Raw genomic sequence first — 13,694 nt, 5'->3', positions numbered from 1 at the left:
TGCACTGCCATTGAGTGGCAATATTCGCGTTGCCTCGGCAGGCTGTAACCCATTCTTGAACTGTGCCGCCCGGTGCAGAAGATTCCTCTGCAGGTTTCCCTGAGAACCACTTGGCAAACTGAACAATTGTTTGCAGTCAATGCGGTATTTTTGACCTGATTCACTGCCGCTTCCATTCGCTCCCGCTAGAGTCCGCCGTCCGGGCGATACCTCACCCGGTGACTCCTGCCAGCCGGATAGCTGGCGCTGATCTCCATCGAACACAATGGCTGATAAGTGGTAATGACAGTGGATGTAATTGGGCGAAATTTTTTGGCGAATGCGCTTGTCGGCTTTGTTCTCGTGTGCGGTGGTTTGTTGCTGCCGGTCAACCAGGCACAGGCAGCCCTATCCTGCCCTAATTCCAGCGGGCCTGTATCCGTCAGTCATATCGACGGCTACAGCCAGAACAGTTACTGCGAGCTGTGTGAGCATGGACAGGTGGAAATCGAGCTTAGCAATGATGCGAGCTGGGGGTTTGGCACAAGGTCGGTCAGCCAAATCCTGGTGACCGAAGACCTCGGTGACCTGGCCGGTGTGCTGGGATACGAGACCGGTTCTTCCGAAATCAGTATCAACGGCGGCGGCTACACCGCCATTGGCGACCCTTCTGGCAGTACCCTGTTGCAGTGGAACCTGAGCGGTTTGACGCTCGGCCGCAACGACTATGTGCGCATCCGCTTCCAGTTGCAGCACGAGCCCAATACCGAAGAGCAGCTGGTGGATATGAATCCGCGCAACCTGCACGCCCGCGCGGAATATGTTTACGATCGCGACAATAACAACTACTGCGATACGCAGAACAATCACACCCTGCCCATCGTCGAGCCGCGCCCCAGTTTTACCAAGGGCGGGCGCAATGTGGATGCGGGTATGGGGGCGGGCACCTATGCCGCACAGATATACGGCCACCAGGGTGATGGCATCATCTGGCGGGTGGCGTTACACAACGGCGGCAGCGCACCGCTACAGGATGTGGTCATTACCGATGATATGACTTCAGGTGCCATGGACATAGACGCCATCTGCTCCTCCGAGTCTGACGCCGCCGCGGTGGCCAATGGTGCTTCAGCCAGTTTCGGTTCCTGTACCGATGTCAGTGGCTACAACAACAACCTTGCCGGCCTCGATGCCAGTGACCTGGGTTTCAGCCTGAACGTGGCCGCCGGTGGCGATTTAAATCTCTACTTTGCCGGGCAGCTGCACAACGCCTGCGACAATTTACAGACCAATACCTTCCACGACCTGCAGTGGGGCTGTCCCGCTGTGGGTGGCACCGGTGGTATCACCCACGCGGGTGGCGACAATCCGGTGCAGTCCTCTCCGGCGGACGCTTCCGCCGCGGTCAGCGTGCACTCCCAGGACAGCGGCGGTAACAATGGCGGGGTCAATTACAATGTGACCTTTAACGGTATCGATGGCGGCAACACCGTAGGTACCCGCGGCCTGGTGACGATTACCGTGACCAACAACAGTCAGGGCACCATCAAGGGCGTGCGCCTGACCGACAGCCTGCCCGCCGGTTATCTGTTGGACCCCAACTACGAGCCGCAGATGAACCGCAGTTACACCTACGGGAATTACGACGGGCGGGTGTCCACCTTCGACTGGGAAAACCGGGTAATCCCCACCGCGGGGGACCAGTCCTATCTCGAGGACTCGGCCAACCCCGGGTCGCCGAACCCGGATCTGCAGCAGCCGGTATTTTTTCTTACCAGTAGCGGCGATCGCGCCAACAATGATCCGGACCAGATGGACCTGCTGCGGCAGGGCGAGCAGGTCAGCCTGACCTTCCGCATCGTGCTGGTGGAGCCGGGCCTGACACATTACGACCAGCAGACCGACCTGGACATGGAGGGCAGTGCCGACCCGGACCCGGCCGCATTTTCTGCGCTGCAGAATAACGTGCAGATCGACTGGCAGGATTTCTGCGCGAGCGATGGCGGCGACAGTCACAGCAAGAATAACGACTGGTCCTTCACGCCGCGCCCGGAAGATCTGGATGTGTCCATGACCCACCCGCTGTATATCGTCCGCGATAGCGGCGATTCGCCGCTGACGGTGCAGATCGACAACAACGGCGGCCACGCTGCGGATGATTACTATATCTATGTCACCTTCGGCGAGGAAATGACGGTACTGGGGGAATACAACCCGTCCGACCCGGACAACAACCCCTACCAGAATCCCATCAGCTGCACCGAGGTGGCGCACAGTCCGGAACTGGAGCGGCCGGTGTGGGAGCAGCCCAGTTATATTCCTGACACTGCCACGGTCTATCGTTGTAGTCGCGACCAGCTCGGTGCCATTGCCGCCGGGGGACGCGAATACATCACCTTCCAGGTGGAGAAAAATGCAACGGCTGCCGACGACGACCTGACATTCCGCGCCGATGTCATCGGCGAAATCACCCTGGCCACCAGTGATCGCGAGCCGCTGGTATTTCCCGATCCGGCCAGCCTCACCGATAGCCGGCCCGACAAACAGCAGGCGGACAACTACAGCCTCGACGCCACGCGCGCGCGGGTGATGGGCTTCAACCTGTTGAAGGAGCCGGTGGCAAACAGTTGCGCCGAATATGTCGCCGGTAACCGGCCCGGTCCGGAGAACAATATCGAGATCGGCGAAGACTGCACCTTCGATATCCATGCGGGCGGCTGGTTCGGCTTCAAGACCCCGGGGTACAACCTGATTGCGGTCAGGGATGTCACCATCGCCGACGACCTGCCCGATGGCCAGAGCTATATCGCGCACAATTACCTGACGTCTTCGCCGGCGCACAACATCGACGGCTCCATCACGGAATCCGGTCTGAGCGCAGATTTCAGTGAAGCGGACCTGAGCTGGTTTTTTGCCGCAACCGGTGGCGGCAGCGAAATTACCGAGAAAGATCACTGGTTCCATGCGGATATGACCACGCGCCTGCTCAACGGCCCGGTCGATACCGTGGCAGACCCTAACCAGCATGCGAATGTGAGTACCGACTACGGCCGCGGCCATTTCACCGCGGTATTCGATACGGAAACGATTGACGTCGACGAAACGCAGAATATTCCCGGCTATCCACCGGAATCCGACTGGCGCGTGGACATGAACGTTACCGAGCCGCAGATCGAGGTCGATAAGAAGGTCTGTAACGAGGCGCTCTACGGCACCGGCACCGGCTGTAGCAAATTCGTCGATTTCACCGACGAGGGGCACCGCGACCAGAACTATATCTTCCAGCTGACACTGACCAACCGCGCTACCGATGGCGGCGTCGCGCGGGCGCCGGCCTATGATGTGGTGGTCACCGACACCCTGGATTCCTCCGGCCAGATGTGTGTGCAGCCGCTGGATAGCGACGGCCTGGACAACGATGGTGACACCGGCGTCGATACCGGCGTGGGTGACGAGGGCCTGGTCGGCACCACTGCCGGCAGCAACGATTACAACCTCGCCACCGATTGTGCCGACGGTGGTACGCCGGCCGTGATTACATTTTCCTATGCGCATTCCACTGCGCTGCAACGCATCGATCCGGGTAAATCTGTCACGCTCTACTACCGCGTCAAGCCCGAGCAATCGGTGGCGCCACTGCAGACTTTTACCAACAGGTTCTATGCCCGTTACGACAGTTTGCTGGGCGACTACGGTAACCAGCAGGCGCCACAAATCGACAGCGATACCGACGACGACGGTATTGGCTGCGGCACGGCCGACACTGACGAGCCAAGCTGCACACCGAACTACCCCAAGGGGCGCGCGCGCCACTATCAATCCGCCGAAGCCGAAGCGCAGATGCAGATTATTTCGGTGCAGGCCGAGCCGAAAAAAGTGATCGCGCTGTCCAATGGCACCCCGACAGGCACCGCTAGTGATGAAGCGGTGATTGGTGAGGAACTGCGCTACCGGCTGACGGCACAGATTCCCGCGGCGCAGCTGCGCGACTTCGTGATCCGCGATGAGTTGCCGGTGGGGATGCAGTGTGTCGAGGGGCAGACCATCAACCTGGATGCGGCGCCTTTCAATGCAGCCGGCTTCAGTCCCGGTGGCAGTTTTACACCGACATGCGGCAATAATGGCACCCGGGACTATATCGAGTGGGACTTCGGCAATCAGGAACTCACCACCGTGTCCGGCAGCCTGTTCGAATTCCCGGTGGAGTTTATCGCCCGTATCGAAAATAGCGCGAGCACCAACGACAGTGATGTCCTGATCAATGGTGGCAGCAGTACGACGGCCGAGGTGCACTATGTCAACGAAAGCGGCACCACCGTGGTGGTGCCGTTCGAATCGCACCAGGTCACCGTACGCGAACCGGATATCCAGCTGAGCAAGTCGTTCGCCGTTTCCGACAGCGATGCCGACGATATTCTCACGGTCACCGTTGCGGCAAAGAATACCGGCAGCGCCAATGCCTACAACCTGCAGGTACTGGATGATCTGACCGGCAGCAAGCTGGTTTACCTGGGGAATGTGGCCGGCACCGACCCGCCGCAAAATGTGGATACCGGCACTGTCGGCAGCAATGCGCCGATCTTCAGCTGGGACCGCGGCAATGCCGACTACAGCATTGCCCCCGGCGAGAGCAAAACCTTTACCTTCGACGTTCGCGTAGAGCAGGGCGTGGAGCCCCGCGAAGTGCTCGACAATACCGTCCAGGCCCGCTGGCAGTCGCTACCGGGCACGGATACGGCACTGAACAGCAGTGGCGGGATCGGCAGCGATGGCGATACCGATGGCATGCGTATTGGCGTACTGCCGAATACCGGTGATGCACTCAACGATTACGAAACCAGCGCCGCGGCGCAGACCGAAGTGCCGCCATTGCAGATCAGTAAGACTGACCTGGATTCGACTTTGGCGCCCACGATCGGCGCGCACAAACAGTTCCAGCTGGAAATCCGTCTGCCCGAGGGCGTCAGCAACCATGTGGTGGTGACGGACCAGCTGGGCAGCCCGGAAGGGTATGTGCTGGCGAATAACGCCGACTACGACATCGCCTATGAATTTGTCGGTATCGAAACAATCAATGGCCAGGCTCCGTCCGCGGCCGCCTTCCACAGTGTGCCTGTGGATAACACCGCCGGCAGCGCCAGCTGGGATATCGGTACCGTTGATACTGCCAGTGAAAATGACACCGCCGGCAGCGCGCTGGATCCGCTGATTCGTATCACCTACTACGCCCGCGTGGCCAACGACGCGCTCACCGATGCCGGTGATTCGCGCCAGAATGGCGCGGTGCTGACCTACGACAATGGCGAGAGCGGCGCGACGGAGAGCGAGAGTGACAATACTGCCGCGGTCACCGTGGTGGAGCCCCTGCTGACGATCGACAAGGCGGTGAGCAACACCACCAATCCCGGCACCGAGCCCGTGGGCGGGGATATTCTGCAATACACCATCACCGTGCAGCACGATGCCGGCTCCAGCGCCGCTGCGTTTGATCTGAATCTGGTGGATACCCTGCCGGGCGAACTGCAGCTCGACAGCAGTTTCACGCCCACCGCGACCATCGGCGGCACTGCGGTGGCCGGCTTCGTCGCCACACCGGCGGGCGCGCCGGCGGGGCCGCTGGTGTGGGGGCGCGACAACGGCGACAACAGCCTCGACCTGCCGCAGGGGCAGACGCTGGTGCTCACCTATCGCGCCCGGGTCACCGGCGTCTTCGGCCAGTCGATCAATAACAGCGCGGTGTTAGGCTGGACATCACTGAATGACAACAGTCCCAATGCGGCCGCCTACGAGCGCGACGATTCCGATTGTGTGAACGGTGTGCCAAGCGGGTTTAACGACTACTGCGCCGGCCCGGCCGAAGTCTCGATCGGCACCGTCGACAATACCAGCATCAGCAAAAGCGTAATCGCGGATTCCGATGACGCGACGCCGCTGGGTACGCTGCGGGTTGGTGATACCGCCACGTTCCGCCTGGAGTTGCAGCTGCAATCCGGTACCACTCCCGCCGTCACCGTTACCGACCAGTTGCCCGCCGGTCTCACGTTCGATTCTATTGTCAGCATCAACGGTGACACCAGTGCCCCCTACGGCGGCAGCGATGCCAATGGTTTCACCTACAGTGCCAACAGCGTGCCGAATAACGGTGCCAGCGGCACCGTGAGCTGGGATCTCGGTGATATCACCAGCGAGTTCGGCAACGGCAACACGTTCGTGATCGAGTACCGGGCGCGGGTGAGCGAGGATACCGGCCTCGCCGCGCCCAGCGTAACCCTGACCAATACCGCGCAGCTCAATTACACCGGCGCCGCCACTGTGCGCGAGGACGACGCATCCATCACCGTGTTGCAGCCGCTGATCGACGGTCTGCAAAAAACCGATGCCACCTGGCCCAATTCCCATATGGATGTGGATCCGGCCAACGACGTCATGCACTTTACCCTGCACGCCTGCAACAGCGGCCTGGCGCCGGCCTACCAGCTTGCGCTGACGGATGATCTGGCGTGGCAAATGGATGAAACCTCGATTGCCAATGTCGCTGTGTCGGTGGACGGCAATCCGCTGGCAGCGGGCAGTGACTACAGCTACACCGCACCGGGCGCCCGCGGCGGCGCGATGGAGTTTGCCATCAGCGCGCCGATTCCGGCGGCAGCCTGTTTCGACATCCGCTACAACATCGGCTTCCACACGGATATCGGCGGCGGCGAAACCTGGCAGAATTCTTTCAGCGTCGACCATTACTGGTCGCTGCCGGCGGAACAAGGCCAGAAATACGCGGCGGTCGACCTGCCCACGCCCTACCCGATGGGAACCGTCGCCACCAGTGTGACGCCACCGCAGAAAACGCTGCAATCCGCCGCCACCGCGGCGGTCGGTGACGAAGTGCGTTACCGCATCCAGGTGCCGGGTACGGCGACCACTGCGCAGATTTACGACGTTGCGGTGGAAGACGCACTGGACCCCAGCCTGCAGCTGGTGGCGGTCCGTGAGATCAACGGCCGCGCTTTCACCAATAACAGCAGCGGCAACAACCTGAGCCTGGCGGTGGATAAAATCCCGGCCGGCCAGACCGCAATTTTTTCCGTGACCGCACGGGTGGCCAATAACAGTGACGCCCAGGCCGGCCACAGCTTCGACAATACTGCCAGCTACACTTACGCCGCCAGCGACGGCGGTACGCAGGAAAACGGCGGTTCTGGCAGCGCGCCGACACTCACGGTGGTCGAGCCGGATCTCAGCCTGAACGGCAGCATCGCCAACCTGACCAGCCCCGGCAGCGCGCCGGATGCCGGCGACCGGCTGCGCTTCACCCTGGCGCTGGCCGCTGCCGGTGGGGCGCAGAACTCGGACGCGTTTGATCTGACCGCGATCGAACAGCTGTCTGCCGGGCTGCAGTTTGTCGCCGGCAGTGGCACCTTTGCCGGCAGCGCGCTGGTCGATCCGGCGATTGCCGGCGCTGCCGATACCGGGCAGACCCTGCGCTGGGACCGCGGCAACAGCAATCTGGACATCGCTGCCGGCAGCAGCGCCCCGCTGATATTCGATGTCGTGGTCACTGACCGCGTGCTCGCCGACGCCGAGCTGTCCGGCAGCAGCCATATCGAATGGACCAGCCTGGATGAGGACAACAGCAGCCCCTACGAACGCAACGGCAGTGCCACCCCGGCACTGAACGATTATGTGATTGATGGCAGTGTGGCCGGGCTGACTGCCGCCAACGACAGTACGCTCGCTAAGACGCGCCTGGACGACTCCTACGGCAGCGGTGATGCGCAGGTGCGTGTCGGCGACTTTGTCGACTACGAGCTGCGCCTGGACCTGCAGGAGGGCAGCCTGCCCAACGCCGCACTGGTGGACACCCTGCCGCAGGGAATGGTGTTCGAGCGCACCCTGAGTATCAACGGCGACAGCAGTGCGCCGTTTGCCGCCGGTGGTGCCTTTGCCTACGACGATGTCGCCGAGCCAGTCGCGTCCGGCGATCCGGCCGCGGGTCCGACCACGCTGACCTGGACGCTCGCCAACCTGGTCAATCCCGGTGACAACGATGCCGGCAATGACACCTTCGTTATCCGCTACCGCGCGCGGGTGTTGAATGGTGATGTACACCCGTGGCCGGCGAACAGCGTTGCGCTGGCCAATAGCGCCGATTTCGGGTTCGACGGTGCCGGTGGCCGCGAGAACCGCAACGACGGCGAGACTGTGGATCTGCGCCAGCCCAACCTGGCGCTCGCCCTCAGCGCCACGCCGGCCAGCGGTTCCACCCTGAGCCCCGGTGACACCATCGACTACACGGTGACGCTGACCAACGATGGCAGCGCACCGGCCTACGATACCGTGTTCCGCGATACCATCCCCGCGGGCCTGCGCGAGGGCGGGGTCAGTGTGCAGTCGCTCACCGTCAACGGTGCGCCGGTCGCGACACCGGCGCCGACGTTCGATACCGCCAGCGGCGCGGCGAGGTGGAATTTCGGCAGCGGAACCGCCTATGCCATCGACCCCGGCCAGAGCCTGGTGATGACCTACCGCGTGCGCGCGGATAGTGATCTGGGGGCGGGGCTGAACCTGCAGAATGCCGCGCGGATCGCGGTCTATTACTCGCTCGACGACGACGCGCTGGCGACACTCGGTGATGCCGCAGCCACCGCCGATATGCGCGAAGATTACGGCCCCGCGGCGCCGCAGAGCGTGCAATTCAATACGCCCAACGCCGCGCCGCTCGAGATTGAAAACACCCAGGGCAGCGCATCGATCGGCGAGCCGTTCCGCTATCGCGTCACCATTCCGGCAACCCCGCAAACCACCGCGCTGCACGATGTGCAGCTGAAAATGAATCTGGGGTCTTCCGCCGCAGACCTGGTGTTTGTCGACGCGGCGCGGGTATCCGGTGCGGCCTTCACACCGGTGAACAGCGGCTCCGATACCGACCTGGTGATTGAAGACACGGCCAGCGGCATCGATGTGCCCCCGGGGGAGCAGGTGGTGCTCGATGTGACCCTGCGCCTGCGCGACAGCAATCCACCCAATGTGGATGGCCTCACATTCAGTAACAGCGCCAGTTACAGCTACAACTACCTGGATGACGACACCGCCGCGGGGCAGGGCGCCGGCGCCGGCAATACCACCGCGGACATGGCGGTGGTCGAGCCCACTGCGCTGATTCTGGACAAGCGCGGCCCCGCCAGTGTGCAGTCGGGGGTGCCCGGCCGCTTCACGCTGGATGTGCTCAACACCGGCTCCGGCCCGGCCTGGGATATTGCGCTGACCGATATACTGCCGAATCCGGACCCCGGCGGCATGTGTGCCACCGCACCGGAAAACTTCGCCGCGCAGATTGCCGACGGTGCCGGCAACAGCATCGCCACATTAAATGAAGGCAGTGACTTCAATGTGGTCTTCGATGCGGACAGCTGCACGCTGACCATCACCACCAGTGGAGCCGATGCCGCGCTGCCGGCGGATCAGCGCCTGCTGTTCAGCTACGACGCCTACCTGGACGCGGACACCGTCGACGGCGCAACGCTGACCAATATTGCCGGCGCCGGCCGCTGGTACAGCTGGGACAGTACCGGCGCGGATGCACGCGAATATTCCCGTGCGGCGCCCACCGACGGCACCCCGACCGTGGATGACCACGAGGATGCCTACACCATCAGCGCGTCGGTGCCCAAAGTCAGCTTCCGCAAAGTGGTGGAGAATGTCACCCGCGGCGAGCGCCCGGCCAGTGTCGCCAGCCCCGGCGACCGCCTGCGCTACACGCTGACACTGACCAACCTGAGCAGTGTGGATGTAACCGGTATCGATCTCACCGATGAGCTCGGCCGCCTCAACAGCCTGCCGCTGTTTGCACCGGGGTCACTGCAGGTGGTCTCGATCCCCGCGGGTGCCGACAGTGGCAATACCGACAGTGCCGGCGGCGCGGGCAACAGCGGCCTGCTGGATGTGCGCGCGCTGGACCTGCGCGCCGGCAGCAGCGTGGAGATTGTCTACGAGGTCAACCTCGCCACCGTGATCGACAGCGGCACCGCGGTGCTGAACCAGGCCCAGGTGCAGCTCCCCGGGCAGCTGCTGCAGGACAGTGACGATCCGAATATCAACGGCGCCGACGATCCCGATAGCGCCGGCGATGAAGACCCGACCCGGGTGCGGATCGAGTCCGCCCCCGAGCTGGTGGTGGAAAAAACATCCGCGGACCTGAGTGGCGACGCCGACCTGTTGATGGTCGGGGATACGCTGCGTTATACCCTCAAAGTGGAAAATACCGGTGACGAAAATATCGTCGACGCACTGCTGCGCGACCAGGTGCCGGCCAACACCACCTACGTGGCCAACTCGACCACACTGAACGGCGCGGCGGTGGCCGATGTCGGTGGCAGCACCGCGCTGTCCGCCGGTCTCGCGATCCACTCGGACGGGCAGGCGCAGGGCTTTGTCGGCGCCACCGCCGGCGGTGCCGAACCGCTGCTGGTGACTTTCGATGTGACCGTCAACGACGTCAACGACGGCACCGTCATTTCCAACCAGGGCTTTGTCAACGGCGCCGGCGCTGGCAGCGGCGCGCTGGATGAACAGCCTTCCGACGATCCGGCCACCGGTATTGCCGATGACCCGACCATCGACATCGTCGGCGATGTGCCGGCACTGATCGCGCACAAAACGGTGGCGATTGCCGAGGATGGGTTGTCCGCGGGCATCGTCGATCCGGGCGATGTACTGCGCTACACGATGACTGTGCGCAATATGGGTGGAGTGGATGCCACCGCTGCGATGCTTACCGACCAGGTACCCGCCAATACCAGTTACGTGGGCGGCTCGACCAGGCTGAACGGTGTTGCCGTGCCCGATGTTGGCGGCACCTCGCCGCTGGCGGCGGGACTGTCGATCTCCTCCGACGACCTGGCGCCGCCACTCCCCGGCGCCGGCGACGGTGTGATCAGCTCCGCGCGCAGCGCCACCATTACTTTCGACGTGCGCGTGAACGCGGGCACCGCCACCGGTACCGTGATCAGCAACCAGGGCAGCGTCGCCACCGCGGAGCTGCCGCTGGCGCTGACCGATGCCGACGGCAACCCGTCCAACGGCGCCCAGCCGACGGAGATCGTGGTCGGTGACGCGCAGGCACTGTCGATCACCAAGGAAGTGGCGGTGGTCGGCGGCGGTGCCGCCGAGCCGGGCGCGACGCTGGAATACCTGGTGCAGGTCACCAATATCAGCGCCGTGGCGGCGACCGATGTCGGCATCAGCGACGACCTGCTGGTGGCCGGCGACGGCGTGCTCACCTTCTTGGCTGGCTCGGCGCAGCTGAACGGCCAGGCCGACGGCATCAGCGTGGATGGCTCGCGGATCAGGGCGGATGTCGCCGGCACTTCCGGTGCGCTGCAACCCGGCGACGTCGCCACGCTGCGCTTCCGTGCGCGGCTCGGCAGCGAGCTGCAGGCCGGTGACCGGGTGCTGAACACCGCGCTAGTCAGCTGGAATGATCCGGCGGTTACCGCCGAGGCCAGTGTGGCCATCGATGTGGGCGGCACCCCGGGTATCGCCAACCTCGGCGGTTACCTCTGGCACGATGTGAACTTCAACGGCGAGCGCGACGGCGATGAGCGCCTGTTGCAGAACTGGGCGGTAGCGCTGTATTTCAACGGCGAGTTGCAGGAGACCCTGCAGAGTGATGAAAACGGCTACTTCCGCTTCGACGGTCTGGTGCCGAACGGCACGTCCAGCGGCAGCGCCGGCGCCAGTTATGAACTCCGTTACAGTGCGCCCGACGCGGGTGACACCACCGCGTCGCTGGGCAATGCGCAGTCGGATTTCACCAATGGCCCGCAGAAGATCACCAGGATCTACGTCGGCTCCGGTTCCAACCCACAGGGGCTGAACCTGCCGCTGACCCCCAACGGGGTAGTCTACGACTCGGTGCAACGCCAGCCGGTGGCCGGTGCCATTGTCACCATGTTGAGCGCGCGCACCGGCCAGGCCCTGCCGGAGCGTTGTTTCGATGACGACAAGCAGCAGAACCAGGTCACCCGCGCCGGCGGCTACTACAAGTTCGATCTCAACTTCAGCGACGCCGCCTGTCCGCCCAACCGCGACTACCTGCTGCAGGTGCGTATGCCCGGCGAGGACTTTGTCGCCGGTGAATCGCAGATCATCCCGCCGCAGACCAACGCCGACACCGCCGGCTTCGATGTGGCCGCGTGTCTCGGCAGCCCCGCCGACCAGGTGCCCGCCACCGCGGAGCACTGCGAAGTGCAGGCTTCCGAACAGGCGCCGGCGCTCGACGTGGACGCGCGCGATGCGGGCACCAACTACTACCTGCGTGTGCGGCTGGACGACAACCGCATCCCCGGTGAGAGCCAGCTGTTCAACAACCATATCCCGGTAGACCCGCAGCTCGGCGGCGCCCTGTCGATCACCAAAACCGCCGCGCTGCTGAACGTCACCCGCTCGCAGCTGGTGCCCTACACCATCACCTTCAGCAATACGCTCGGGGTGCCGCTGAGCGACCTGCGCCTGGTGGACTTCTTCCCCGCCGGCTTCAAGTATGTGGCCGGCTCCGCGCGGGTGGACGGCCGCGCGATCGAACCGCAGGTGGACGGCCTGCAGCTGGTGTGGCCGGACCTGCGCGTGCAACCGGACCAGACTCGCACGGTGAAACTGCTGCTGGTGGTCGGCTCCGGTGTCGGCGAAGGCAAGTACGTCAACCGCGCGCGCATGTTCAACCAGCTGTCCGGGCAGCAGGCCTCCGGCGAGGCCTCGGCCACGGTGCGCGTGATCCCCGACCCGACCTTCGACTGCACCGACGTGATCGGCAAGGTCTACGACGACAAGAACCTGAACGGCTACCAGGACGCCGGCGAGGGCGGGGTAGCCGGTGCGCGGCTGGTCACCGCCACCGGCCTGCACGCCACCACCGACGCCCACGGCCGTTACCACATCACCTGTGCGGTGGTGCCGAACCGGGATCGCGGCTCCAACTTCGTGCTGAAGCTGGACGACCGCAGCCTGCCCAGCGGCTACCGCCTGACCAGTGAAAACCCGCGGGTGGTGCGTGCCACGCGCGGCAAGATGATCAAGGTCAACTTCGGCAGCAGCCTGCACCGGGTGGTGCGCCTGGACCTGGCAGAGGCGGTGTTCGAGCCGGGCACCACCGAGCTGCGCCCGCAGTGGCACTCGCGCACCGAGCTGCTGCTGAAAAAACTGAGCGAAGCGCCGTCGGTGCTGCGGCTGTCGTACTTGGCCGAGAACGAGGCCCCGGACCTGGTGGATCGGCGCCTGCAGGTGATGAAGGCGAAGCTGGCCGAAGAATGGGCGCACAACTACGGCGATTACGAGCTGACGATTGAAACCGAAGTCTACTGGCGGCGCGGAGCGCCGCCGAGCGAGGATGATATGAAATAAATTGCTCAGGGAGCGAGCTCAACAAAAACACTGTTGTTGCCCGGGCGGCCTTGCCTGCGATACCGGTGCGCGCCCGGGGAGCGAGTCTCCGCGAGCGGGCACACGGCCCAGGGCCGCAAGGGCGCGGATTCGCCGGTCGCCACTTAAGAATCCACCTCAAGTTCCCCTGAGAACCACTTGGCAAAGCTTAAAAAAGTTACCTGCCAAACAGCTATTTATGACCTGCTTCACGGCTGCTACGCCCCGTTCTGAATAAAGTTTGCCCACCGGGAATTGCCTGCCCGGCGGCGGCCCCTGCCTATTGGCTCGCAGGCTGGGGGGGA

General features: G+C 63.6%; 1 protein-coding gene. It reads left to right on the top strand.

What is annotated here, in order from left to right:
• Positions 1 to 480: 480 nt before the first annotated feature.
• Positions 481 to 13,371 (top strand): isopeptide-forming domain-containing fimbrial protein, encoded by a 12,891-nt coding sequence (locus ABDK11_RS14975; protein WP_346837320.1) that lies wholly within the window; start codon positions 481 to 483, stop codon positions 13,369 to 13,371.
• The last annotated feature ends 323 nt before the right edge of the window (positions 13,372 to 13,694 follow it).

It is taken from the genome of Microbulbifer sp. SAOS-129_SWC, from assembly GCF_039696035.1.
GTDB lineage: Bacteria > Pseudomonadota > Gammaproteobacteria > Pseudomonadales > Cellvibrionaceae > Microbulbifer.
This window is presented reverse-complemented; position numbering and strand designations above follow the sequence as displayed.